Source organism: Pseudomonas sp. NY11955 (assembly GCF_048068035.1).
Lineage (GTDB): Bacteria > Pseudomonadota > Gammaproteobacteria > Pseudomonadales > Pseudomonadaceae > Aquipseudomonas.
Window position 1 is genome coordinate 117,444 of record NZ_JBLUPS010000005.1, and the last position, 25,717, is coordinate 143,160.

A 25,717-nucleotide genomic window follows, 5' to 3' on the forward strand; every position below is an offset into this window, starting at 1 on the left:
CCTCACTGGCCGGCCTGCGCGGTCTGCGCAGGCACGGCGAAGTTGTTGCGTTTGCAGAGCTTGGCCTCGACCTTCTGGGTGCCGCTTTCCGGCCCCTGTACCTCGAACGCCAGCAGGCTCTGGCTGGCCCAGTCCTCGTCTTCGCGCATCTGGAAGACAAAGCGGCCGTCGGTGTCGGAGGTTTCCGGTTTTTCCAGCTTGATGTCCTCGTGGCGGCCGTTGAGGTACCACAGGGTGGCCTGCAGCACCTTCACCGACGGGTCTTCGAACTTGACGTCCATCTGCAGGTTGCGGTTGATCAGGTCTTTGATCACGCCGCCCTTGCCGTTGACCATCAGCTCGTTCTTGCCGGGCTTGAGGGTGGTGCTGGCGCTCATCAGGGCTGGGCGGTCGTCGCAGCCGTCGTCGAGCAGGCCAAGGATTTGCCGCCAGATGGTTTCCTGGTCCAGGCGGTACAGCGGGGAGAACTCCCAGACCAGGATCTTCGGCGGGTTCTTCTGGAATTCCTCGCTGCCCAGGTACTGGATCATCGAGCCTTCCAGGCCACCGCCAGGGAAGGCGACGTTGAGCACGTCGGCGCCAATGTATTGTTCGAGGAAGCCCGAGAAGTTGTAGTTCTTGCCACTGTGGCTGGTACCGACCAGGGTGATCTGCGCATTGCCGCCGTCGCCGAACAGGTCGTCGCCGCCACTGGAACCTTTCGGTTCGGTGGCGAACTGGTCCATGTACTGCACGGCGTAGCTGGTGCCGCACAGTTGCCCGGCAACGTTGTGCAGGGTGCCGGTCTTGCCCATGCGCCCGGACTTCTTCGTCTCGAACTCTTTGCGCGGGATGCCTTCGAAGGCCGGCATCTTGTGCACGGTGTCGGCCACGATTCTGGCTGCGCGCTCGGCGCCATAGGGCGTCCAGTGCTGGTCGCCACGGAAGTAGAAGTCCTTGCCCTGGTCGGCGGCGGCCAGTTGCTCGTTGGTCAGCGGCGACAGGTCGGGCACGTTGTAGCCCATGCTGGCGAAGCGCTTGAGCATGGCTTGGTAGTTGCCCAGGGCCTTCTGGTAGTCGAAGGCGGCTTTCTCGGCCGGGTTGAGCATGTTGCGGTTCACCAGGCCACGGGTCGGCTGGTACACCACCACCAGTTCCACGCCACGCTTCTTGAACGCGTCGTGCACTTGTTGCAGGCGCTTGTAGCCGGCTGGGGTGGTGGTGAACTCGGTGCGCAGGTCTTCGCGGGTACGGAACAGCCAGTCGCCCTTGGCCTGCACCAGCGTGGTGAAGTTCTGCTGATAACGGGTGGTGTAGCGGCTGGCATCGTGCGCTTCAGGGCACAGTTGGCAGCAGGGCTCGGCGCTGAAGGTCGGGGCCTTGACGTCTTCGGCGCGCACGCCCTGGCTGATCGCCAGAAGGGCGGCGGACAGGCCCAGCAGTTTCATCAGGTGTGGAGTCATGGTCTGGGCTTCCTTAATCGATCATTTCGGTCTGGCGTTCGACCGGGTCGATCAGCACAGCCTTCTGCTGGCGTACCAGCAGGTCGAGGATTTCGTCCTGGCGCTCGCCCAGCACGCCATTGAGGCTGATACCGCTGGCCTTGCGCGGGGCGAGCATGGACACCTTGTACAGCTCGACCGACAGCGGCGAGTCGATCGACAGCGGGCCGGAGCCATTGGCCGCCAACTCGCCACCCACCACGATCAGCGACACCTTGGTGTCGAACGGGTCGAGGGCGATGTCGCGGTCGGTGTCGGACAGGTCTTTGATGTGGCCGTACACGCCGACCAGGCCGTTGGCCATGGCGATATTTTCGTACAGGCGGATGTTCACGCTGTTACGCACGCGGATGCCGTGGCGGCGGTTGTTGATCAGCTTGTTGCCCCAGATCAGGTTGTCGCCGCTTTCGTACAGGGTGATGCCGTCGGTGTGGTTGCGGTAGATCTCGTTGTAGGCCACCAGGTTGTTGACGCTGTTACGGTCGATCACCACGCCCGAGAGCTTGTTGTCGTAGCTCTTGTTGTTGATGATCCAGCTGTCGTTGACCTCACGGGAAACGATGATGCCGTGCTTCTTCTTGGTGCCGTACACCGTGTTGCCGGCGATGATCAGGCGGTGCGAGCGGTCGTGCGGGTCGATGCCGTAGACGATGTTGTCGCGGTAGGTGCTGTCCTTGACCACGAAGTCCTGGGTTTCGTAGCAGTAGAAGCCGTACCACATGTCGCTGAACTCTGAGCCGATGATCCAGCCGGTGGGTTCCGGGCGGCCCATGCGCTTGGCCATGTTCGGCGTGTACTGCGAGATGCTCACGCCATACGACTTGGACTTGGCGTAGCCGAAGCTGGCCATCTTGGTATTGACGATGTAGGTCTCGGTGCCGCCCCACGACAGCAGGAACGGGCGGAACTCCATGGGCGAGCGGAACGTCGCCGGGCCATTGTCCTTTTCGCGCCAGCCGGTCACCTGGGTGTCGGTGACGAACAGCTTGCCGTCGTTGACCAGGAACGAACCGCCCTCCTGGGACAGGCGCAGCTGCTTGACCTTGCCGTCGATCTCGAGGATGCCCTTTTGCCCGACCACGATCGGCAGGCGGGCCAGGTAAACCCCTGGCTCGACCTCGCTGAGGTACTGCTTGGGTACCTGCTTGCTCAGCTCGACCAGGTCGACATGGCCGTCATCGACGAAGATCGCCTGGGGGATGCCGTGCTGGCGCTGCACCCACTCGGCCGCCTTGTTGTCACCACCGACGAACTCCTTGAGGGTGTCCTCCTGGAACATGCGGCGCAGGCTGACCTTGCCTTTGTGGCGGCGGTCGATCTTCTTTTGCACCGCCTCGGCCGTGAAACCGGTCAGGTCGGGCAACTTTGGCGGGTCCATCTGCAGCGGCTCGATCGGCGCGCTGGCCACGGTGTAGGTCTTGGCCTGTTGCAGCTCCTTGGCAATCACCTGGGGTTCTGCGGCGGCGACCAGGTGGCTTGCCAGCAACAAGGCGCTGGCCAACAGGCTGTGACGTAGGTGCGGGTGAAGGTTCATAACGGTCAGTCCCCTACCGGCCTCAGAAGCGCCAGATCACATCGACGAAGGCGCGGTGCATGTACGAGTCCGCTTCCTTGCCGTAGGCGTCGCCCGGTTTGAACACACCGGCGCGCAGGCGCACCAGGGCGGACGGCTCGTCGATGGCCTGGCTCATCGACGCCGGCAGCAGGCCTTGCTTGAAGTACTTGGTCACGACCACGTCCATTTCCTGGCCGAGGTCTTTTTCGCCATCGACCAGCTGGCGGCTGACGCCGTTGTCGTTGACGGCTGCATTGATGCCGCTGGAGCCAATGTTCTGGTTGCCGTCGACGCGCCAGAACTTGTGGTAGATCAGGCTGGCGTCGTAGTCGTCGCGCAGTTGCCAGGAGGCGAACAGGGTGGCTGCCTGCAGGTTGCCCAGCTCGCCACGGAAGGCTTCGCCGAAGCGGTGCACGCGCGAGCGGGTGCCGGTGAAGTTGGAGCGGTTGCTTTCAAGGCCGGTCTGCTCGAAGTTGTTCGAGCCGTCGTCGCCACCGCCACCGCTGCCCCGGGCGTAGGCCGCACCGACCTGCCATTGCGGGTCCAGGCGCAGGCGGATGCCGAGGTCGGTGGCCCAGGCATTGACGTCGCCGCTCTGCTTGCCGGTGGCAACTTGCTCGTCGCCGACGGCCTGGCTGCTGAGGGTGTCGCGGTCGCCGGTCAGCCAGGTGACGCTGCCCCAGTAGTTGACGGTGTGGTCGTTGCGCCAGTTGTAGGCGTCGCTGTTGGCCTCCAGGCCCAGCCAGGTCAGGTCGCCGGTGCGGGTCTTGTCCAGTGCGTCGACGGTTTCGCCCGGGTTCTTCAGGCTACCGCTGTCGTGGGTGTGGTGGGCGCGCACGCCGACCCAGTGGCCAGGGGTCCACTGCGTGGCGACGTTGCCGTAGATGTGCGTGCGGTCCTTGTCTTCCGGGGCCAGCTCGGTGAGGTCGGTGCGGTACTCGCTGAAGCGCTGGGCCACGCCCAGGTCGGCTTTGAGCAGGGTGGTGTCGAAGGTCCAGTTCAATGCTTCGATGTTGGTGTCGCGCCACATGCCATCGTCGCTGCGCAGGCGCTGGCGACCGAAGCGCAGTTGCTCGCCTGGGTAGGCGGTGAGGCCGCTGTAGCCCACCCAGAACTCACGCATGGCCAGGTAGCTTTTGTCTGGCTCGCGGCTGTCGTTGCCGGTGTCGGTGGTGGTGCCGTCGTCGTTCTGGCGCAAGGTGTCGGTTTCGATGGTGTCGGTGGCGGCGACCGCCTGGCCCATGGCGTAGGCACTCCAGTTACCGCGCTCGCCGTACACCCAGGGGCGCAGGTCCAGGCCCAGGCCGTTGACGTCGCCGCCAGGGCGGGTGCCCAGGTCACGGTCGTCTTCCGATTGGCCGGTGATTTTCACGTCCAGGCCGAAGTTTTTCTCGGCGGTCATTTCCGCCAGGGTCGGGCAGGACCACAGCAGGGCGAAGCTCAGGCCGATGCCGGCTTTCACGAAGGGATTGAGCGTCATAGCGAGTCCTCACCGTCTACTTCTTTTTCGTCGTCTTGCAGGGCTTCGAGGGCCAGGGTGCTATTGGCGCCCTGGGCCATGCTGCCGCGTGCGCGCTTCTCCTGGTCCAGCAGTTGCTGGGCCTGGCTGCGCTGGTCAGGCGTGAGTTGCTGGTCGAGTTGCTGCAGCAGTTCGCTCGATTGCGGCGTCGGGTTGACCTGCGACAGCTGGGCGAACACCCAGGCGTTGCCCGGTTGTGGGCGGATGCCGTGGCCTTCGCTGAACAACTGGGCCAGGGCATAGTCGGCGCTGTTCTGCCCGCCACGGGCGGCGGCCAGCAGGTGGTCGACGGCCTTCTGCGGCTCGACGTTGCCCAGGTAGCCGCGGCGGTACAGCTGGCCCAGGTAGTAATGGGCGCTGATTTCGCCAGCGTCGGCGGCGGCTTGCAGGTGCTGCTCGGCTTTTTGCGCGTCGGCTGGCAGGGTTTTGCCTTCGTAGTACAGGCGGCCCAGCAACAGTTCGGCGCGTGGCTGTTCGGCTTCGCGGCCCTTGTCGATGTAAGCCAGCAATTGGTCGGTGTCGCCCAGTTCCGGGAAGTCGTACAGCAGTTGCGCCAGGCTGACCCAGGACGCTGGGTTGGCCGGGGCCACTTGCTCGAGCAGGGCCTTGGCGGTTTTCTCGTCGGTCTGGCCCAGGCTGCGGTCAGCCAGCACACGGGCAACGCTGTCGACTCGGGTGGCAGGCACTGCGCCACGGGCGTAGGCGGCGTTGAGCTGGCCGAGCAGGGCGGCTTGCTGATCGGCCTGGCCACGCTTCTGGTACACGGTGGCCAGTTCGACGTAGCAGATATCGGTGCTGTTCAGCGCGGCCTTGCAGATTTTTTCCACGTCATCCAGGTGCTGGTCGTAGGTGCCCTGGGTGCGGTACAGCAGCACCTGGGCCAGGCCCGCTTCCGGGTTGCCGGCGGCGCGCCATTGGTCGATCTGCTGCTGTGCGTTGACCTTGGGGAAGCTCTGCGGGTAGCTGAGGTAGAGCATCGCCAGTGGGATCAGGGTGTTGCTTTCGCCTTGACGGGCCGCTTGCTTGAGCAGGGTTTCGGCTTCTTCGCGTTCGGCCTGGGTGCTGTCGGGCTTGGCCACCAGCAGGCGGCCAAGGCGCGCCTGGGCACGGGGCGAGGTGGCCGCCGCGGCGCGGTAGGTGGCTTCGGCTTCCTTGATTTGCGACGGGTCGCGGGTGGCCACCTTGATGTCCGCCAGGCCTACTTGCGCTTCGCTGTAGCCCAGGTCGGCCAGGGCTTTGTAGTTGCGCTCGGCCAGTGCCGTGTCACCGCGCTTCATCGCCTCGTTGGCCAGGCGCTGGTCGGGCAGGCCGGCACAGCCGGCCAAGGTGATGGCAGCAGCCAAGGCACACAGGCCCAGGCTTGCGCTCTTCTTGTAGGGCATCATGCGGTGATCCTCTTACAGCCCACGGGCTACGGCTTTGTCGATCAGCCAGTTCAGCGATGGGCCACGGTCGCTGTTGACCGAAGCCGGGCGGCCGGCCAGTTCGGCGGGCAGGCCGTCGTCGGGCTTGATCTGTACGCGGATGTCGGAGGACAGGTCTTCGCTGTTGAGGCTGGCGCTGCTGACGATCTGGCCGGTGCGCACTTGGTCTTCGCCGGCCACCTGGAAGTTGACCCGGGTACCTGGCTTGACCTCGTCGAACTGGCGGTAGCTGAAGCGCGCCTCGACCATCGGGTTGGTGGTGCGTGGGATCAGCTGGAAGATCGGCTGGCCCTTGGCGGCGTACTGGCCGTCGTCCACCAGCTGGCGAGCGACCACGCAATCGCAGGGGCTGGTGAGGGTGCCGGACAGTTGCTTGCCGAACAGCTCTTCGATCTTCGCCGGCTCCAGCTGTGCGTCTTCAAGGTTGCCCTTGAGCATGTCCAGCATGCTGGTGGTGAAGCTGGCCAGCGGTGCGCCCTTGGCAATTTGCCCGCCGCTTTCGACCAGGCTGTTGACGGTGCCGTCGCGCGGCATGGTCACGTTGGTGGTAGGCACCGCGACCACACCGGCTTCGGCATGGCTGACGAAGTACATGCCGTACAGCGACTTGGCGACGAAGCCGAACGCAGCGACGCCGACCACGAACACGCCGAGGGTAACGGTTACGGCCTTGAGCCGGCCAAAGGCACTCAGGCCCGAGCCACCGTCCTTCTGCTTGCGCGCCTTGGTGAAGTTGTCGCGTTGCAGGGTGCTGAGTACGTCGCCGATGCTGATCAGCTCACCCGACAGGTGGCTGGTGATGATGTGCCGCAGCGTGGCGATGTCGCGTGGCTCAAGGTTCTGGAACTGCGCGCCGGTACGGCCATTGCTCGGGTTGTACGAGCGCACCTGGAACTCGATGTCGATCGACAGGCCCAGGTTGTCGACCACGAACTGCAGGCGCCCGCGCAGTACATCGCCCACCGACAGCTGCTGCTTGGTATGGAAGCTCAGGCCACCGGCGGAAAGGTCGTCGACCTTCACTTCGTGGGTCTGGCGCTGGGCGTCCAGGAAGCGCAGCTTGGCGGGAATGCGCACCCTGGCGTGTTGGCGCTGGGCTTCGGACTCATGCACGACATTGACGTTCACGGCGGTATTCATGGTGGTTTGTTCCTGTTAGATCCGATCCGGGTTGGGCTCACACGACCATGAACAGCACAGCGACGAAGATGCTGGCAGCCGAGAAGGTCATGGTCCGCGAGGACCAGGTGTTGAACCATTGTTGAAAGCTGGCGAGGTCACGCTTGAGGGCAGTGGGCTGACGCGTCCACGACTGCTTGTCGAGGCGGAAGAACACGTAGATCTTCATCAGCGCGCCGATGATCTGGTTGTAATAGAGAATCAGCGGGTAGGCCGGGCCTACGTTGTGGCCGGAGCACAGCAGCATGATGGTGAGGATCAGGCGGGTAATGCCGATCCACAGCAGGTACACCAGCAGGAAGGCCAGGCCGAACTTGAGGCTGGCGATCACCGCCACGGTCAGGCCCAGCAGGCTGGTCCACATCGACACACGCTGGTCGAACAGCACGATGCTGGTGAACAAGCCCAGGCGACCCAGGCCAAGGCCCAGTGCGCGGGAGTTCTGCCGCAGGTTGTTGCCGTACCAGCGATACATCAGCTTGCGGCTGGCCTTGAAGAAGCTTTTTTCCGGCGGGTGCTCGACCGTGTTGATGGCCGCGTCCGGCACGTAGAAGGTGTCGTAGCCCAGGCGCATCAGGCTGAACCAGCTGGACTTGTCGTCACCGGTGAGGAACTTGAAGCGACCCAGGCGCCAGTGCATCAGCGAGTCGCTTTCGACATCGGCGATGAATTCGGGGTTGGTCACCACGCTGGCGCGGAACATCGACATGCGCCCGGTCATGGTCAGCACGCGCTTGCTTAGTGCCATCGAGCACATGTTGATGTGGCGCTGGGCGAAGCGCAGCTTGTGCCACTCGCTCATGATGTAGCCACCGCGCACTTCGCAGAATTCGTTGGTGGTCAGGCCGCCCACGTTGGGGTACAGCTTGAACCACGGCACGGTCTTGCGCACCACGCCATCGGCCAGCACGGTGTCACCATCGATCACCGCCACCACGGCGTTTTCGTCCGGCAGCATGCGCGAGATGGCGCGGAAACCGTAGGCCAGGCCATCGCGCTTGCCGGTGCCGGCGATGCGCACGATGTCCAGCTTCACATGGGCCGGCGGGTTGTACTTGGCCCACAGGCTTTTCACCAGCAGCTCATCGGACATTTCCACCAGCGAGCAGACCACGGTAGTGGGGAAGCCGCAGTTGATGGCTTCGCGGATCACCGAGCTGTACACCTGGGCGGTGGTCAGCGCTTCGATGCGAAAGCTGGTCACCATCAGGTAAACGTGCGACGGGTCGGCGGCAGTGCCCATTTTTTGCACTTTGCGGCGCAGGTACGGGTACACGCCGTAGAGAAAGATCATGCCGCGGATGAAATGGGTGGCGCCCATGGAATAGCGCCAGATGCCGACTGCGCCGACCAGGAAGATGAAGTGCTTCGATTGCGAGTCGAAGATATCGGCTGGCAGGGCCAGGGCGATCAGCATGAGCAGGCTCATGTAGAGCAGCCACCCGGCGCACTGCAACAGCACGGTCTGGAGCCTTTGCATGTTCAGCATCCGTCGAGAATTCGGGGGAGGGTGGGCAGCGCAAGTGGGGAGGCTTGCGCTGCCCGGCCAGGCACTTACCAGCAGATGCCTTCGGTGCGGCTGGTGGTGCAGGTTGGTTTGCTCATGAAGCCGACCAGGTCGATCACCTGCTTGCCGGCTGGCGCTTGCTGGGCCAGCGCGCGGAACTGCTCGTCACGGTTGCCGAGGACGATGATGTCGGCGTTGTCGATCACCTGCTGGAAGTCGGCGTTGAGCAGCGACGACACATGCGGGATCTTCGATTCGATGTAGTCCTTGTTGGCGCCGTGGACGCGGGCGTACTGGACGTTCTCGTCGTAGATGTCCAGCTGGTAGCCCTTGCCGATCAGGCGCTCGGCCAGTTCCACCAGTGGGCTTTCGCGCAGGTCGTCGGTGCCGGCCTTGAAGCTCAGGCCGAGCAGGGCGACCTTGCGCTTGTCGTGGGCTTCGATCAGCTCGAAAGCGTTCTGCACCTGCGATTCGTTGCTGCGCATCAGCGAGTCGAGCAGCGGTGCACGCACGTCGAGGCTGGCGGCGCGGTAGGTGAGGGCACGCACGTCCTTGGGCAGGCACGAACCGCCGAAGGCGAAGCCAGGGCGCATGTAGTACTGCGACAGGTTCAGCACGGTGTCCTGGCAGACCACGTCCATCACTTCTCGGCCATCGACGCCCACGGCCTTGGCGATGTTGCCGATTTCGTTGGCGAAGGTGACCTTGGTGGCGTGCCACACGTTGCAGGTGTACTTGATCATCTCGGCCACTTCGATCGGCTTGCGGATGACCGGTGCGTCGAGTTCTTCGTACAGGGCCTGGAGGATGTCGCCGCTGGCGCTGTCCAGCTCGCCGATGACCGTCATCGGTGGCTGGTCGTAGTCCTTGATGGCGGTGCTTTCACGCAGGAATTCCGGGTTGACCGCGACACCGAAGTCGACACCGGCCTTCTTGCCCGAGCAGTCTTCGAGGATCGGGATGACCACGTTCTTGACGGTGCCAGGCAGCACGGTGCTGCGCACCACGATGGTGTGGCGGCGGGTGGTGTCACGCAGCACGTAACCGATTTCGCGGCACACCGACTCGATGTATTCCAGGCCCAGGTCGCCGTTTTTCTTGCTGGGCGTACCCACGCAGATCATCGACACGTCGCTGGCACGGATGGCTTCGGCGAAGTCAGTGGTGCCACGCAGGCGGCCATTGGCGATGCCCTGTTGCAGCAGTGCTTCCAGGCCAGGTTCGACGATGGGCGACTTGCCCTGGTTGATCAGGTCGATCTTGGTGCTGGAAACGTCCACACCGATCACTTCATGGCCACGCGCCGTCAGGCAGCCTGCACAGACTGCACCCACATAACCCAAACCAAAGATGCTGATACGCATCGCTATCACCTCATGTGTTTATCACGCCGACGCTTACCAGAAGTGCCGGCCGGGTTGATTAACAACAGTTTTCGGGCGCACGGGTCCATGGCGAATGCACACTTCGCCGAGCGCAGGCAAAATAAATCCGGAGCGCAAAAAGTTATGCACTCAAAGTTGGCAGTAAAAAGCCATCTATTAAAAAACGTGCCCTGAAATGCAGCCGTCTTTATTACAAGGCGCTACTTGGCGCGTTGCTGTGCTTGTTTTTTCAAGTGGATAAATCCTTTGAAATCAACCACTAGGACGATTTTTAAGGGGCGCGTCTCTCCTGCATGGACAAGGTTTTCGGGCGTTCCCGTGATACCTGTCGAAGTTATCAGGGCGGGTAGTGGATACCTGCCGTTGTCATCTGTAAGTCATCTCGCACAGCCCAGAGGCAGGCAAATCGTTACGGCACTATGAGCGGTAGGTCGCAGGAGAAGTTCCTGAGTGGGTTTCGCTCGGATGAAAGATTTCTAAATATTTATTCAGTTGTAAGCAGTTTCAATTTGATAGCACGCGGGTGTTTCACCCCCGTGTATCAAGGGTGTAACTGTTACGAGATATTTTTATGCCAGTATCGAAAAATATTTTTCAAAAAACGTCAAAAAAGCTATGAACGGTCTTATGGCGTTTGGCGATAAGGGTGGGCGCGGTGGATTTTTGGCGTCAAAAAATATTCTTTTATGACTGGTTCGGAGGGGTATGCCTTGAGAGGGTCTTCGCCTATGAGACCGAGCGCCGCCCGCGCGGCGCATCGCGAGCAAGCTCGCTCCTACGTTTGTTTCGGGCCAGTTTTGCCTGTGCCGGTCGCGCGCGACCGCCTTGTTTGTGCGACGCGGCATCGAGTCATGCGCCAAGGCGTTCGCGCGCAAATTTCCCAGGAATGACTGGCCGTAACAAATGTAGGAGCGAGCTTGCTCGCGATGCGCCGCGCGGGCGGCGCTCGATCTCCCAGGCGCTGCACCTGTTAAGGCGAACACCTGTCAGGTAAGAACAGTCTGGAGTTGTTGTAGGTTGGCGGGGCATGTCTTGCGAGGGTATCAGGGCTGAAAGGTGCTCGGCATAACATATTCAGCGCCTATGAGACCGAGCGCCGCCCGCGCGGCGCATCGCGAGCAAGCTCGCTCCTACATCTGTTTCGGGCCAGTAATGCCTGCGCCAATGCGCGCGGCCGCCTTGTTTGCCCGGCACGATATCGAGGTGAGCGCCAAGGGGGCGCGCGTCAGCGCCTCAGGAATAATTGGCCCGAAACAGATGTAGGAGCGAGCTTGCTCGCGATGCGCCGCGCGGGCGGCGCTCGATCTCAAGAGCAGAGCAAATGCAGGATCAATCGCCCGGATGATCCCGCAAAAACACCAGATGATCAGCCTTGGACTGCTCGGCACTGTAGTAGTACCCCTGCACATCGAACTGCTTGAGCTGCTCCGGGTCGCTGATGCGCTGCTGGATCACGAAGCGGCTCATCATGCCGCGGGCTTTCTTGGCATAGAAGCTGATGATCTTGTACTGGCCGTTCTTCAGGTCCTTGAAGTCGACGTTGATCACCCGAGCCTTCAGTGCGCTGCGTTTCACCGCGCTGAAGTACTCGTTGCTGGCCAGGTTCAGCAGCACCTCATCACCCTGTTCGGCCAGGGCCTGGTTCAGCCATTCGCTGATGCGTGTGCCCCAGAAGGCGTACAGGTCCTTGCCACGGGCGTTAGCCAGCTTGGTGCCCATTTCCAGGCGGTAGGGCTGCATCAGGTCCAGCGGGCGCAGCAGGCCGTACAGGCCCGAAAGCATGCGCAGGTGGTCTTGCGCGTAGCTGAAATCGTCTTCACTCAGGCTCTCGGCATCGAGGCCGGTGTACACGTCACCCTTGAACGCCAGCAGCGCCTGTTTGGCATTGGCGGGGGTGAAGTCTGGGGTCCAGCTGCCGAAGCGCGCGGCATTGAGGCCGGCGAGCTTGTCGGACAGGTGCATCAGTTCGCTGATCTGCGCTGGCGACAGGTCGCGCAGCTGCTGGATCAGTGCCTGGGAGTCGTCCAGGTACTGGGGCAGGGTGAAACGCTCGGTTACTGGCGGGGTGTCGTAGTCGAGGGTCTTGGCGGGGGAAATCACCGTCAGCATCGGGTCGGCTCCTGGCATCGTTGGCCGGGGATTCTACGGGCTGGGCGGTGCAAGTCCAAACTATGGCGACGATAGTCACAGACCATGGGGCGGTGCAGGCGCTATAGTTCGCGTTTTGCCGTTGCGGAGCCTTCGACCGTGCGCATTGCCTTTACCTTGCTGGCCGCTTTGTTGAGCCTGGCCGTGCAAGCCGCCCCGTCACCCCCGGCAAGCCTTGACCGCAGCCTGTGGCCCGAGCAACTGGACAGCCCGGCGTTATTCGATGTGGCCTCGCGGGCCGAGATCCTCTCGTTCGCCCAGGTGCTCCACGAAAGCGAGCTGCTGGACGATGCGGCGCTGGCGGCGCGCTTGGGGCTGCGGCAGATCAACCTGCAGAAAGTGCGTCAGGTTCGGGCGCACATGTGGCAGCGGTTGTGGGAGGGTTATCAACAGGCGCAGCGCAGCTGCGAGCAAGATGCGTCGTTCTGCTACCCGGTTACGTCGATGGCTGATTTGCGCACGCAGGCAGCGACGTTCGCTACCGATGTCGGCACGTTCTATACAGGTTGGATCGAGCCAAGCCATCAGTTTCATGTGCGCTACCTGGATGAACAACTGCGCAAGGCGGCGTTGCTGCCGCAGACCAGCAGCGAAATCGAGCGGCTGTCCTCACGTGAGCGCAATGGTGACGAGCTGAACGACCGCATGTTCCTGCTGACCTTCGTCGGCGGGCCAGGAGCTGATGGCGGCAGTACCGACCAGCTGGCGGATTACCTGCGCCGACAAAAATTGCAGGGCACGTTCTTCGTGCTCGGCAACCGCTTGCAACAACGCCGTGATGGCGGGCCGGCGAATGCCTTGCGACAGCTCTACGACGGCCAATGCGTGGGTATCCAGGGTTGGGAGTACCGCTCCCATGCGCAGTGGACGGGCTGGCAGGATTCGCTGCGGCGTAGCCAGGCGCGGGTGCAGGCCGACCTGCCGGACCACTATGTGCCGCTGTTTCGCCCGCCCTACGGCCAGCGCCGTGCCGATGGCGAGGCATTCATGGCCAGCCAGCAGTTGCAGGTGTCGTTGTGGGATATCGATGCCCTGGATGACGGCGCACTGGGTGCGGAAGCCTCGGCGCAGCGGGTGTTGACCCTGATGCTGCTGTGGCGCAAGGGCGTGATTCAGTTCCATGACAGCCTGCCCAAGGCGCAGCCAGCGGTGGCGTGGTTGCTGCACAATACCGCGCAGAGCGGAATTGGCTGGGAGGATTGCCGGGAATATGCATATAGCGAGTAGAGGGTATGACTTCTGAGCGTAGTCCCCTCTGGCGCTGCCGCCAAGGCCTCTTCGTCAATCGGAAAAATAAAGTTCAAAAACGCGTAAAAATGCTTTTTTCGGTCATGGTTTTTGCGGTATGAAGAAACCAGACAGCCGATTCCTGCAGCACAGGTGGCGTCATCCAGGCCCACCTTGTCAGGAGCGCTTCCCGCCCGTAACAACGCGGATACGGGAACAGCGGCAGTCACTTTGCGGCGCAGCAGACCGCGCCGTATGGCTTCGACATAAGGTGACCGAGTATGGATGACCAAGGACGCAACCCTTCCTCCAGCAAGCCAATCCTCTATGTGCTCGATACCAACGTCCTGATTCACGACCCCAACGCGTTACTGAACTTCGAGGAGCACCACGTCGCCATCCCGATGACGGTGCTGGAGGAACTCGACAAGCTCAAGACCGGTAAACAGACCATCGCCGCCGAATGCCGCCAGGCCATCCGCCTGATCGACCAGACCCTCGGTGACGCTTCGCCCAGCGATGTCGAGCAGGGCGTGCCGATCCAGCGCAACAAGAGCGGGCCCAAGGGCTTCCTGTCGATCCTGATGAGCCCGCGCAACGAGCCCAGCAAGTTGCTGCCGGAAAACCTCAACGACAACATCATCATCAACACCCTGCTCGAAGTCCGCAGCCGGCGCACCGACCTGGACGTGGTGCTGGTCACCAAAGACATCAACATGCGCCTGAAGGCCCGTGCCTGTGGCATTGCGGCCGAGGACTACAGCACCGACCAGTTGGTCGATGACGTGTCCTTGCTGTCCAAGGGCTACCACTCGGTCAGCGGCTCGTTCTGGGACCGGGTAAGCAAGGTCGATACCCGTCAGGAGCGTGGCCGGACCTGGCATCGGGTGCAGATGATCGACAACCTGCCAGCCGTGCATATCAACGAGTTCATCATCGATGAGCAGGGCTTCGTCGGCTGGATCAAGGGCATCCGCAACGACGAACTGCTGTTGCTGGACTTGCACCAGGAACCGTTGTTGCATCAGGAAGCCTGGGGACTGAAACCACGGGACATTCACCAGAGCCTGGCGCTGTTCGCCTTGCTCGACCCGGATATCCACCTGGTCAACCTGACCGGCGCCGCCGGCTCCGGCAAGACCATCCTGGCCCTGGCCGCGGCCATCGAGCAAACCATGGTCAGCAAGCGCTACCGGCGCATCATCGCCACCCGTAGCGTGCAGGGGCTGGACCAGGAGATCGGCTTCCTGCCGGGTACCGAGGCCGAAAAAATGGAGCCATGGCTGGGCGCCATCACCGACAACCTCGAAGCCTTGCACATGGATGACGAAAGCACCCATGGCAGTGTGGAGTACATCCTCGAACGCGTACCGCTGCAGTTCAAGTCGCTGAACTACATCCGTGGTCGCAGCTTCCAGCAAAGCCTGATCCTGATCGACGAGTGCCAGAACCTGACGCCGCACCAGATGAAAACCATCATCACCCGTGCCGGTTCCGGGTCCAAGGTGGTCTGCCTGGGCAACCTGGCGCAGATCGACACCCCCTACCTGTCCGCGACCAGCTCGGGCCTGACCTACCTGACCGAGCGCTTCAAGGACTTCCCCCATGGCGTGCACATTACCCTGCAGGGCGTGCCCCGCTCGGTGCTGGCCGAGTACGCCGAGTCGCATTTGTAAACCCCATCGCCGGGCGGTTCGCCGCCCGGCCTTTCGGCCTTATCGCCTCCCTTTGTAGGAGCAGCCTTGTGCTGCGAAGAGGCCATTGCAGGCACAGCCCCTTATCAGTCGTACCGACCCCCTTCGCAGCACAAGGCTGCTCCTACAGATGATGTGCATGCCTTGAAGCCTATGTGGGCCGACACAACCCACTGCGCAAACCTGACCCGTGGGTTTACACTGGCTGTTCCCTTCACAGGAGCAGAGCAGTGCTGACACATCTTGATTCCCAGGGGCGGGCCAACATGGTCGACGTCACTGAAAAGGCCGTTACCGAGCGCGAGGCCACCGCCGAGGCGCGGGTGCGCATGTTGCCGCAGACCTTGCAGATGATCGTCGATGGCGAACACCCCAAGGGCGACGTGTTCGCCGTGGCGCGTATTGCCGGGATCCAGGCGGCGAAGAAGACCAGCGACCTGATTCCGCTGTGCCACCCGCTGATGCTGACCAGCGTCAAGGTCGAGCTCAGTGCCGAAGGCCAGGACGCCGTGCGCATCGTCGCCCGTTGCAAGCTGGCCGGGCAGACCGGGGTGGAGATGGAAGCGCTGACCGCTGCCAGTGTCGCCGCGCTGACGATCTACGACATGTGCAAGGCGGTGGACAAGGGCATGGTCATCGAGCAGGTGCGCCTGCTGGAAAAACTTGGCGGCAAGAGCGGCCACTACAAGGTGCAGGCGTGATGAAGATCAAGGTGATGTACTTCGCCCGTTACCGCGAGCTGTTGGGCGTGGATGCCGAACGTGTGGAGGGGGCGTTCAAGGTGCTCGACGATGTGCGCCAGGCGTTGGTGGCCAAGGGCGGGCAGTACGAAGTGCTGGCCGAGCAGAACCTGATGTGCGCGCGCAACGAAGAGCTGTGCAAGCTGGATGAGCCATTGGAAGAGGGTGATGAAGTGGCATTCTTCCCGCCGGTGACCGGAGGCTGAACATGGCAGTGCGAGTGCAGGAAGGCGCGTTCGACCCGGGGGCTGAGGTCAATGCCATGCATGCGGCCAACGTCGGCGTGGGTGCGGTGGTTGGCTTTGTCGGCTATGTGCGGGATTTCAACGATGGCCGCGACGTGGCGGGGATGTTCCTTGAGCACTACCCGGGCATGACCGAAAAGGCGCTGGCCAAGATCGTGGTCGAGGCCGGGCAGCGCTGGCCGCTGCTGAAGGTGGAGGTGTTGCACCGTATCGGTGCGCTGGAGCCGGGCGAGCCGATCGTGTTCGTCGGTGTGGCCAGTGCCCATCGGCAGGCGGCGTTCGATGCCTGCAACTTCATCATGGACTACCTGAAGACCCGGGCGCCGTTCTGGAAGAAGGAAAATACCCAGGAAGGGCCGCGCTGGGTGGAAGGGAAGCAGAGTGACCAGGAGGCGGCGGGGCGCTGGTAGGCCATTGCTTGATGGCCGGTGCTTCGCACCGGTTCGCGGGCGAGCCCGCTCCCACAGGTACTCTATAGCTTTTGAAACCTGTAGGAGCGGGCTTGCCCGCGAAGAAGCCAACACCGATCAGTGGTGTTTGCGCGGCACCGGCTTCAACAGCTCATCCGGCGGCATTTCACACTTGATCTTGCGCCCCAGCAGTTCTTCGATTGCTGGCAGCTGATATGAGTCATCCTCACCGGCAAAGCTGATCGATACACCGCTGGTCCCCGCACGGCCAGTTCGGCCAATACGGTGCACGTAATCGTCCGGGTCTTCCGGCAGGGTGAAGTTGATCACGTGGCTGATGCCATCGATGTGAATACCGCGCCCCGCCACGTCGGTGGCCACCAGCACGGTAATGCGCCCTTCGCGGAAGCTTTCCAGGGTACGAATGCGCTTGTGCTGCGGCACGTCGCCCGACAGCTGGGCGGCATTGATGCCATCACGCACCAGCTTTTCTTCGATACGCCGCACTTCGTCCTTGCGGTTGGCGAACACCATTACCCGTTCCCATTTGTTCTGGGTCACCAGGTTGTACAGCAGCTTGTACTTATCGCTGCCAGCTACCGCATACACGTGTTGTTCCACCGTTTCGCTGGCCACGTTTTCCGGCTCGATTTCGACGATGGCCGGGTTGGTGGTCCACTGCTTGGCCAGGTTCATCACGTCGTCGGTGAAGGTGGCGGAGAACAGCAGGGTCTGGCGCTCGCTTTTCGGCGGCGTCTGGCGAATGATCTGGCGGACCTGGGGGATGAAACCCATGTCGAGCATGCGGTCGGCTTCGTCCAGCACCATCACCTCGACCATGTCCAGGTGCACCTCGCCGCGCTGGTTGAAGTCCAGCAGGCGGCCTGGGGTGGCCACCAGGATGTCGCAGTGGCGCGCTTCCAAGGCCTTGAGCTGCTTGTCGAAGTCCATGCCGCCGACGAAGCTCATCACGTTCAGGCCGGTGTACTTGGTCAGGGCGGCAGCGTCCTTGGCGATCTGCACCACCAGCTCGCGGGTGGGGGCGATGATCAGCGCGCGCGGTTCGCCCATGTAGCGTTCCTTGGGCGGTGGCGTCTGCTGCAGCTGGGAAATGATCGAAATCAGGAAGGCGGCCGTCTTGCCGGTACCGGTCTGGGCCCGGCCGATGGCGTCCTGGCCACGCAGGGTGTAACCCAGCACCTGCGCCTGGATCGGCGTGCAGTACGGGAAGCCCAGGTCGTGGATGGCGTGCATCAGTTCGTTGGACAGCTTGAAGTCGTGGAAGCGGGTTTTGCCTTCCTGCGGCTCGACCACGAAGTCTTCGGGCTTCCACAGGCTGGCCTGCGGTTTGGGCTTGCGCTCGCGACGCGGTTTGTCCTTGGCCGGCTTCTCGGCCGCTGGCGTAGCGGCGGCAGGCCGTTCAGCCTTGGCGGTGGGGTTGGCGCGCGGGGCGGCCGGTTTGGCTGCGGGCCGGGCCTCGCTGGCGGGCGCGGGCGCCGGTGGCGTCACGCTGGCAGCGGGAGCGACGGCCTGTGGCGCGGCGTCTCCCTTGCCGAATATTTTCTTGAGTGCCTTGAGCACGATCGTCTCATCAACTGGTTAAGGAATGTACGCCGGGCAGTGTAATGCAAGATTCGGGCGCGGCGTAGTGGAATAGCCCTACAACTACAGACGGTCGCGGCTTATTGCAGTTGCTTGGCCAGCCATTGGTGAATGTCGTTCAGCTCCTCGACTACCACTTCGTGTTCCATCGGGTATTCGTGCCAGCGGGCGGCGACGCCCCAGGTGTTCAAGTACTCGAAGGCGGTGCGGCCCATGGACGGGATGACTACCGGGTCGTGCACGCCATGCAGGCACAGGGCCGGGGTGCGTTGCTGGCAGGCACTGAGCTGGTGCTGCTCGTTGAACGTGGGGGCGTAGGTGGACAGGGCGATCACCCCGCCCAGTGCTTCCTGCCACTTTATATAGGCCGTGTGCAGCACCACCGCGCCGCCCTGGGAGAAACCGGCCAGGAAGATCCGCGACAGGTTGATGCCCTTGGCCTGCTCGGCCTTGATCAGGGCAACCACTTGCTCGGCCGACGCTTCCAGCTGGGCTTCGTCGATGGCGCGGGCCGGGGTCATGGCCTTGATGTCGTACCAGCTGGGCATGGCGTAGCCGCCATTGATGGTCACGGGGCGGGTCGGCGCCTGGGGCATGATGAAGCGGGTGCTGAGCAGGCGCTCCTGCATGAATTCGGCCACAGGTAGGAAGTCGTAACGGTCGGCCCCCAGGCCGTGCAACCAGATCACACAGGCGTCAGCGGTTTTCTGCGGTTCGAGAATCAGCGGGTTGGTCATGACTGCTCCGAAAGTGTGCGGGTCTTGTTATGGCGTGCGTGAAAAGAAGGCACTGCAAATGATTGTCGGAAAAAGAATGTCGCAACGATACAACTTTCCCTACTTGACGAGCGCTTAAACGCTACAGCCAGAAAATTTGGTACGCCCTTTGCAATTCAACCTGTGATGCAAAGGGCAGGCCGTGACGGTAACACCCTTTGCACGCGAAGGCTGTCATAGAACAGTCCATTGCGCCAATTGACCCAATAACAAGCCAATACGGGTCGGATATGCCTCAAAAGGGTGCGGTGCAATTCCGGCTCGATACAACAAGAGCGATTTGGAGGTTGTGAATGAAGATGTTGAAAACCACCCTGGCAGTCCTGACCGCTGCCGCCGCGCTGGGCGCCGTGAGCAATGCCCAGGCCGGCGCCACCCTCGATGCGGTAAAGAAGAAGGGCTTCGTCCAGTGTGGCGTGAGCGACGGTCTTCCAGGCTTCTCGGTACCTGATGCGCAGGGCAAGATCGTCGGTATCGACGCCGATGTCTGCCGCGCCGTGGCCGCCGCCGTGTTCGGCGATGCCACCAAGGTCAAGTTTAGCCAGCTCAACGCCAAGGAACGCTTCACCGCCCTGCAGTCGGGCGAGGTCGACGTACTGTCGCGCAACACCACCTGGACCAGTTCGCGCGATGCCGGCATGGGCCTGGTGTTCGCGGGTGTTACCTACTATGACGGCGTCGGCTTCCTGGTCAACAAGAAGCTCGGCGTTTCCAGCGCCAAGGAGCTCGATGGCGCCACCATCTGCATCCAGGCCGGTACCACCACCGAGCTGAACGTGTCGGACTTCTTCCGCGCCAATAACCTGAAGTACACCCCGATCACCTTCGACACCTCCGACGAAAGCGCCAAGTCGCTGGAGTCTGGCCGTTGCGACGTGCTGACTTCGGACAAGTCGCAGCTGTTCGCCCAGCGCTCCAAGCTGGCCGCGCCGACCGACTACGTGGTGCTGCCAGAAACCATTTCCAAGGAGCCGCTTGGCCCGGTGGTGCGTAAAGGCGACGAGGAGTGGTTCAGCATCGTCAAATGGACCCTGTTCGCCATGCTCAACGCCGAAGAGGCGGGCATCACCTCGAAGAATGTCGAAGCCGAGGCCAAGGCCACCAAGAACCCGGACGTTGCCCGCTTGCTGGGCGCGGATGGCGAGTACGGCAAGGACCTCAAGCTGCCCAAAGACTGGGTAGTGCAAATCGTGAAGCAGGTTGGCAACTACGGCGAAGTGTTCGAGAAGAACCTGGGCCAGAGCACCGACCTGAAGATCGACCGTGGCATGAACGCCCTGTGGAACAACGGCGGCATCCAGTACGCGCCACCTGTGCGCTGATGGCTGCACCCTGCGGCGGCATTCCGCCGCCGCAGGTTGTTCGAATCCCTACTGTCCGGGGCACTTCATGCAAAATCAAATCGGCGCACCCAAGGGCTTGTCCCTTAACGATCCGCGTGTGCGCGCGTGGCTGTTCCAGATCCTCACGATCGTCTTCGTGGTCGGCCTGGGCTGGTACCTGTTCCACAACACGCAAACCAACCTGCAACACCGGGGTATTACCTCGGGCTTCGACTTTCTCGAGCGCAGTGCCGGCTTCGGCATCGCCCAGCACCTGATCCCATATGTGGAGTCCGACAGTTATGCGCGGGTGTTCGTCATCGGCCTGCTCAATACCCTGTTGGTGACCTTCATCGGCGTCATCCTGGCGACGATCCTGGGCTTCATCATCGGTGTGGCGCGGCTGTCGCCAAACTGGATGATCAACAAGCTGGCGACCGTGTATGTGGAAACCTTCCGCAACATCCCGCCGTTGCTGCAGATCTTGTTCTGGTACTTCGCCGTGTTCCTGACCCTGCCGGGACCGCGGGGCAGCATCAACATCGACGATATGTTCTTCATCAGCAACCGTGGCCTGAACATGCCTGGCGCCTCCATGGCCGATGGTTTCTGGCCGTTCGTGGTTGCCTTGGCGTTGGCAATTGCCGCGATTGTGGTGATGGTGCGCTACGCCAACAAGCGTTTTGACGAAACCGGCGTGCCGTTCCACAAGTTCTGGGTGGGGCTGGCGCTGTTCATCGCCATCCCGGGCCTGAGCGTGCTGGCGTTCGGCAGCCCGGTGACCTGGGAAGTGCCACAGCTGAAGGGCTTCAACTTCGTCGGTGGCTGGGTACTGATCCCCGAGCTGCTGGCGCTGACCTTGGCGCTGACGATCTACACGGCCGCCTTCATCGCCGAAATCGTGCGTTCCGGCATCCGTTCGGTCAGCCATGGCCAGACCGAAGCGGCGCGTTCGCTGGGCCTGCGCGAAGGGCCGACCCTGCGCAAGGTGATCATCCCCCAGGCACTGCGGGTGATCATTCCGCCGCTGACCAGCCAGTACCTGAACCTGGCGAAGAACTCGTCGCTGGCGGCCGGTATCGGCTACCCGGAGATGGTCTCGCTGTTCGCCGGTACCGTGCTCAACCAGACCGGCCAGGCCATCGAGGTGATCGCCATCACCATGAGTGTCTATCTCGCCATCAGCATCAGCATTTCGCTGCTGATGAACTGGTACAACAAGCGCATTGCGCTGATCGAGCGGTGAGGATACGCCCGTGAATGCCCATGTCTTCAAACCCGATATGCCGCCACCGGTGAAAACCGTCGGCGTGCTCGCATGGATGCGTGCCAATCTGTTCTCCAGCTGGCTCAACACGCTGCTGACCCTGTTCGCCATCTACCTGGTGTGGTTGATCGTGCCGCCGCTCATCCAGTGGGCATTGATCGACGCCAACTGGGTCGGCACCACCCGCGCCGACTGCACCAAGGAGGGCGCCTGCTGGGTGTTCGTGCAGCAGCGCTTCGGCCAGTTCATGTACGGCTACTACCCCGCCGAGCTGCGCTGGCGCGTGGACCTGACCGTGTGGCTTGCCGTGCTCGGTGCCGCGCCGCTGTTCATCAAGCGTTTCCCGCGCAAGGCCTTCTATGGCCTGGGCTTCCTGGTGCTGTACCCGGTACTGGCCTACACCCTGCTGCACGGGGGCTATCTGGGCCTGGAAAACGTACCGACCAGCCAGTGGGGCGGGCTGATGCTGACCCTGGTGATTGCCACCGTGGGTATCGTCGGCGCCTTGCCATTGGGCATCCTGCTGGCCTTGGGCCGGCGTTCGCGGATGCCGGCGGTGAAGGTGGTGTGCGTGACCTTCATCGAGTTCTGGCGCGGCGTACCGCTGATCACCGTGCTGTTCATGTCGTCGGTGATGCTGCCGTTGTTCCTGCCTGAAGGCATGAGCTTCGACAAGCTGCTGCGGGCGATGATCGGCGTGATCCTGTTCCAGTCGGCGTACATCGCCGAGGTGGTGCGCGGCGGCCTGCAGGCCATCCCCAAGGGCCAGTACGAAGCCGCCGCGGCCATGGGCCTGGGCTACTGGCGCTCGATGGGCCTGGTGATTCTGCCGCAGGCGCTCAAGCTGGTGATCCCCGGCATCGTCAACACCTTCATTGCGTTGTTCAAGGACACCAGCCTGGTGATCATCATCGGCCTGTTCGACCTGCTGAACAGCGTCAAGCAAGCCGCCGCCGACCCGGCCTGGCTGGGCATGGCCACCGAGGGCTATGTGTTCGCCGCCCTGGTGTTCTGGATTTTCTGTTTCGGTATGTCCCGCTACTCCATGCACCTGGAGCGCAAGCTGGACACTGGCCACAAGCGTTAGGAGTTTCGAAATGAGTGAAGCGATCAAGCAGCCTGCCGGCCCCGAAGGCATCATCCAGATGCAGGGTGTGAACAAGTGGTACGGCCAGTTCCATGTGCTCAAGGACATCAACCTGAACGTACGCCAGGGCGAGCGTATCGTGCTGTGCGGGCCGTCCGGTTCGGGCAAGTCCACCACCATCCGTTGCCTCAACCGCCTGGAGGAACACCAGCAGGGGCGCATTGTGGTGGATGGTGTGGAGCTGACCAACGACCTCAAGCAGATCGAGGCCATCCGCCGCGAGGTGGGCATGGTGTTCCAGCACTTCAACCTGTTTCCGCACCTGAGCATTCTGGAAAACTGCACCCTGGCGCCGATGTGGGTGCGCAAGATGCCGCGGCGCAAGGCCGAGGAAATTGCCATGCACTACCTGGAGCGGGTGCGTATTCCAGAGCAGGCGCACAAGTACCCGGGGCAGTTGTCGGGTGGCCAGCAGCAGCGTGTGGCGATTGCCCGTGCGCTGTGCATGAAACCGAAGATCATGCTGTTCGACGAACCGACCTCGGCGCTGGACCCGGAAATGGTCAAGGAAGTGCTCGATACCATGGTGGGCCTGGCCGAAGATGGCATGACCATGCTCTGCGTAACCCACGAGATGGGCTTTGCCCGCACGGTGGCGAACCGGGTGATCTTCATGGACAAGGGGGAGATCGTGGAGCAGGCCGCGCCGGATGACTTCTTCGACCGGCCACGCAGTGACCGGACCAAGTTGTTCCTGAGCCAGATCTTGCACTGATGCAATTGGGGCCGCGTTGCGGCCCATTCGCAGCACAAGGCTGCTCCTACAGGAGGATCGCATTCCCTTGTAGGAGCAGCCTTGTGCTGCGAATGGGCTGCAAAGCAGCCCCAGCATTCAACTCATTTCTCTTCCTGATTGGCAGCCGGCGCCGGTGGCGGCCGCAGCCCCACTTCGGCAATCAGCTTCAACTGCTGCCCATTGCGCATCACCTCGATGGTGATCTTCTCGTTGGGCTTGATCCGTGCCACCTGGTTCATCGACTTGCGCCCATCACCGGCCGGCTCGCCGTTGATGCTCAGGATCACGTCACCCAGCTGCAGCCCAGCCTTGGCTGCCGGCCCTTCGCGGAAGATACCTGCCACCACGATACCTGGGCGGTCCTTCATGCCGAACGATTCGGCCAGCTCCTGGCTCAGTGGCTGCACTTCGATACCCAGCCAGCCACGGATGACCTGGCCGTGCTCGACGATCGACTTCATCACCTCCAGCGCCAGCTTTACCGGGATGGCAAAACCGATACCTTGCGAGCCGCCCGATTTGGAGAAGATTGCCGTGTTGATGCCGACCAGGTTGCCGTTGGCATCCACCAGGGCACCACCGGAGTTGCCTGGGTTGATTGCGGCGTCGGTCTGGATGAAGTCTTCGTAGTTGTTCAGGCCCAGCTGGTTGCGGCCGGTAGCACTGATGATGCCCATGGTCACGGTCTGGCCGACGCCGAACGGGTTGCCGATGGCCAGCGTCACGTCGCCGATGTGAATGGTATCGGAACGGCCGATGGTGATCGCCGGCAGGTTCTTCAGGTCGATCTTCAGCACCGCCAGGTCGGTTTCCGGGTCGCTACCGATCACCCGGGCCAGTGTCTCGCGGCCATCCTTCAGGGCCACGACGATCTGGTCGGCGCCGCTGGTGACGTGGTTGTTGGTCAGCAGGTAGCCCTCGGGGCTCATGATCACCGCCGAGCCCAGGCTCGATTCCCAGCGGCGCTGCTTGGGCAGGTTGTCGCCGAAGAAGCGGCGGAACTGTGGGTCTTCGAACAGCGGGTGAGCGCTCTTGTTCACCACCTTGGTGGTGTACAGGTTGACCACCGCCGGGGCGGCCAGGGTCACGGCGTCGGCATACGACACCGGGCCTTGCATGATCCGCGTGGTCTGCGGTGCTTGCTGCAGGTTGACGTCCTGGCTGGGCAGGCCGACCCACTGCGGGAAGCGCTGGATGATCAGCATGGCGATCAGTATGCCGGTAAGCAGGGGCCAGCCAAAGTAACGCAAAGCCTTGAACATGAACGAATCCTGGAAAGAGCGGGGGCCAGTGGCCGCGCAGTGGGGCATGAGCGCGCGCGATCATACACCGGTTCCCCCAGTGCCGGCGACGGCCCATAATGGCCGGCATTATACGGGCGTTCGCTAGGCGTTGTGCCCGAGAAAAGCGCAGTTTTCGAGGAGATTTTCATGGCCGTCGCTCTAAACACCCTGGTCGAAGAGGCCGAGCGTTACCTGGGTAGCGCGAAGATCCAGGATTATTGCCCCAATGGCCTGCAGGTCGAAGGCCGGCCCCAGGTCAGCCGCATTGTCAGCGGTGTTACCGCCAGCCAGGCATTGCTGGATGCCGCCGTCGAGGCCGAAGCAGACCTGGTGCTGGTGCACCATGGTTACTTCTGGAAGGGCGAGAACCCGTGCATCACCGGTATTCGCCAGCGTCGTTTGAAGACCTTGCTGAACAACGATATCAGCCTGCTCGCGTTCCACCTGCCGTTGGACGTGCACCCGGAGGTGGGTAACAACGTGCAGTTGGCGCGGCAGCTGGAAATCACAGTCGAAGGGCCGCTGGACCCGGAGAATCCCAAGGTGGTCGGGCTGGTCGGTTCGCTGGCCGAGCCTGTGACCGCCCGTGATTTCGCACGGCGGGTGCAGGAAGTGCTGGGGCGTGAGCCTTTGTTGATCGAAGGCGACGAGATGATCCGCCGGGTCGGTTGGTGTACGGGTGGCGGGCAGGGCTACATCGACACGGCGATTGCGGCCGGGGTGGACTTGTATCTCACCGGTGAGGCATCGGAACAGACCTACCACAGTGCGCGTGAGAACGGCGTCAGCTTCATCGCCGCCGGGCACCATGCCACCGAGCGTTACGGGGTGCAGGCGCTGGGCGATTACCTGGCACGGCGGTTTGCCGTGGAGCATCTGTTCATCGATTGCCCGAACCCTATCTGAGGCTTTCGGGCTTCTCCGCGTTCGTCGTGTAGGAGCAGCCTTGTTTTGCGAAGAGGCCGAAACAGGCAATAGATCTCTATCTGTCGTAGCGGCCTCTTCGCAGCACAAGGCTGCTCCTACAGCGACCGGTGGTGGGCAGGCAGAGCCCAAACCCCCAGTCATAT

The 25,717-nt window shown here is 62.4% G+C and carries 21 protein-coding genes; 10 read left to right on the top strand and 11 right to left on the bottom strand.

Translation table 11 applies throughout. The features are described from left to right. Positions 1–2 precede the first annotated feature (2 nt). The 8 genes from ACNFBR_RS11415 to yaaA form a co-directional block, all read right to left on the bottom strand. Positions 3–1,442 (bottom strand): alginate O-acetyltransferase, encoded by a 1,440-nt coding sequence (locus ACNFBR_RS11415; protein ID WP_416735020.1) that lies wholly within the window; start codon positions 1,440–1,442, stop codon positions 3–5. Between the two features lie 13 nt (positions 1,443–1,455). Further along, positions 1,456–3,015: a mannuronan 5-epimerase AlgG gene (gene algG / locus ACNFBR_RS11420; protein WP_416735021.1), complete on the bottom strand. Its 1,560-nt coding sequence runs from the start codon at positions 3,013–3,015 to the stop codon at positions 1,456–1,458. A gap of 22 nt (positions 3,016–3,037) precedes the next feature. Further along, positions 3,038–4,516, bottom strand: coding sequence for an alginate export family protein (locus tag ACNFBR_RS11425; protein ID WP_416735022.1), 1,479 nt, complete (start codon positions 4,514–4,516; stop codon positions 3,038–3,040). Then, entirely contained in the window at positions 4,513–5,940 is a 1,428-nt protein-coding gene (gene algK / locus ACNFBR_RS11430) for an alginate biosynthesis TPR repeat lipoprotein AlgK (protein ID WP_416735023.1), read from the bottom strand. Before algK ends, ACNFBR_RS11425 begins: the two co-directional genes overlap by 4 nt. Before the next feature lie 12 nt (positions 5,941–5,952). Next, positions 5,953–7,119: a PilZ domain-containing protein gene (locus ACNFBR_RS11435; protein WP_416735024.1), complete on the bottom strand. Its 1,167-nt coding sequence runs from the start codon at positions 7,117–7,119 to the stop codon at positions 5,953–5,955. A 37-nt stretch (positions 7,120–7,156) separates the two neighbouring features. Beyond that, positions 7,157–8,638 (bottom strand): glycosyltransferase family 2 protein, encoded by a 1,482-nt coding sequence (locus ACNFBR_RS11440; RefSeq protein ID WP_416735025.1) that lies wholly within the window; start codon positions 8,636–8,638, stop codon positions 7,157–7,159. A gap of 74 nt (positions 8,639–8,712) precedes the next feature. Further along, on the bottom strand, positions 8,713–10,029 hold the full coding sequence (locus ACNFBR_RS11445) for a nucleotide sugar dehydrogenase (RefSeq protein WP_016713524.1): 1,317 nt from the start codon (positions 10,027–10,029) through the stop codon (positions 8,713–8,715). A 1,350-nt stretch (positions 10,030–11,379) separates the two neighbouring features. After that, positions 11,380–12,159, bottom strand: coding sequence for a peroxide stress protein YaaA (gene yaaA, locus ACNFBR_RS11450; RefSeq protein ID WP_416735026.1), 780 nt, complete (start codon positions 12,157–12,159; stop codon positions 11,380–11,382). Positions 12,160–12,297: 138 nt separating this feature from the next. On the opposite strand from yaaA, the gene ACNFBR_RS11455 reads away from it, so the two are divergent. The 5 genes from ACNFBR_RS11455 to moaE all read left to right on the top strand — a co-directional run bounded on the left by ACNFBR_RS11455 (position 12,298) and on the right by moaE (position 16,514). Then, complete coding sequence (locus ACNFBR_RS11455; RefSeq protein WP_416735027.1) at positions 12,298–13,425, top strand: polysaccharide deacetylase family protein; 1,128 nt, start codon at positions 12,298–12,300, stop codon at positions 13,423–13,425. A 281-nt stretch (positions 13,426–13,706) separates the two neighbouring features. Then, positions 13,707–15,101: a PhoH family protein gene (locus ACNFBR_RS11460; RefSeq protein WP_416735028.1), complete on the top strand. Its 1,395-nt coding sequence runs from the start codon at positions 13,707–13,709 to the stop codon at positions 15,099–15,101. A 248-nt stretch (positions 15,102–15,349) separates the two neighbouring features. Further along, on the top strand, positions 15,350–15,820 hold the full coding sequence (moaC, locus tag ACNFBR_RS11465; protein WP_016489004.1) for a cyclic pyranopterin monophosphate synthase MoaC: 471 nt from the start codon (positions 15,350–15,352) through the stop codon (positions 15,818–15,820). Continuing rightward, positions 15,820–16,065: a molybdopterin converting factor subunit 1 gene (gene moaD, locus ACNFBR_RS11470; protein ID WP_060493259.1), complete on the top strand. Its 246-nt coding sequence runs from the start codon at positions 15,820–15,822 to the stop codon at positions 16,063–16,065. Before moaC ends, moaD begins: the two co-directional genes overlap by 1 nt. Positions 16,066–16,067: 2 nt before the next feature. Next, positions 16,068–16,514 (top strand): molybdopterin synthase catalytic subunit MoaE, encoded by a 447-nt coding sequence (gene moaE, locus ACNFBR_RS11475; RefSeq protein ID WP_416735029.1) that lies wholly within the window; start codon positions 16,068–16,070, stop codon positions 16,512–16,514. A gap of 117 nt (positions 16,515–16,631) precedes the next feature. On the opposite strand, the gene rhlB is transcribed toward moaE, so the two are convergent. Beyond that, on the bottom strand, positions 16,632–18,095 hold the full coding sequence (rhlB, locus tag ACNFBR_RS11480) for an ATP-dependent RNA helicase RhlB (protein ID WP_416735030.1): 1,464 nt from the start codon (positions 18,093–18,095) through the stop codon (positions 16,632–16,634). A 101-nt stretch (positions 18,096–18,196) separates the two neighbouring features. Further along, on the bottom strand, positions 18,197–18,853 hold the full coding sequence (locus tag ACNFBR_RS11485) for an alpha/beta hydrolase (protein ID WP_416735031.1): 657 nt from the start codon (positions 18,851–18,853) through the stop codon (positions 18,197–18,199). Between the two features lie 332 nt (positions 18,854–19,185). On the opposite strand from ACNFBR_RS11485, the gene ACNFBR_RS11490 reads away from it, so the two are divergent. The 4 genes from ACNFBR_RS11490 to ACNFBR_RS11505 all read left to right on the top strand — a co-directional run bounded on the left by ACNFBR_RS11490 (position 19,186) and on the right by ACNFBR_RS11505 (position 23,343). Further along, positions 19,186–20,214 (top strand): amino acid ABC transporter substrate-binding protein, encoded by a 1,029-nt coding sequence (locus tag ACNFBR_RS11490; RefSeq protein ID WP_416735032.1) that lies wholly within the window; start codon positions 19,186–19,188, stop codon positions 20,212–20,214. Positions 20,215–20,281: 67 nt separating this feature from the next. Next, positions 20,282–21,460 (top strand): amino acid ABC transporter permease, encoded by a 1,179-nt coding sequence (locus tag ACNFBR_RS11495; protein ID WP_416735033.1) that lies wholly within the window; start codon positions 20,282–20,284, stop codon positions 21,458–21,460. A gap of 10 nt (positions 21,461–21,470) precedes the next feature. After that, positions 21,471–22,568 (top strand): amino acid ABC transporter permease, encoded by a 1,098-nt coding sequence (locus ACNFBR_RS11500; protein ID WP_416735034.1) that lies wholly within the window; start codon positions 21,471–21,473, stop codon positions 22,566–22,568. A 10-nt stretch (positions 22,569–22,578) separates the two neighbouring features. Next, positions 22,579–23,343, top strand: coding sequence for an amino acid ABC transporter ATP-binding protein (locus tag ACNFBR_RS11505; protein WP_003251792.1), 765 nt, complete (start codon positions 22,579–22,581; stop codon positions 23,341–23,343). 122 nt (positions 23,344–23,465) lie between these two features. On the opposite strand, the gene algW is transcribed toward ACNFBR_RS11505, so the two are convergent. After that, positions 23,466–24,626 (bottom strand): Do family serine endopeptidase AlgW, encoded by a 1,161-nt coding sequence (algW, locus tag ACNFBR_RS11510; protein WP_416735035.1) that lies wholly within the window; start codon positions 24,624–24,626, stop codon positions 23,466–23,468. A 168-nt stretch (positions 24,627–24,794) separates the two neighbouring features. Between algW and ACNFBR_RS11515 the strand changes: the two genes are divergently transcribed. Further along, on the top strand, positions 24,795–25,553 hold the full coding sequence (locus tag ACNFBR_RS11515; RefSeq protein WP_416735036.1) for a Nif3-like dinuclear metal center hexameric protein: 759 nt from the start codon (positions 24,795–24,797) through the stop codon (positions 25,551–25,553). The last annotated feature ends 164 nt before the right edge of the window (positions 25,554–25,717 follow it).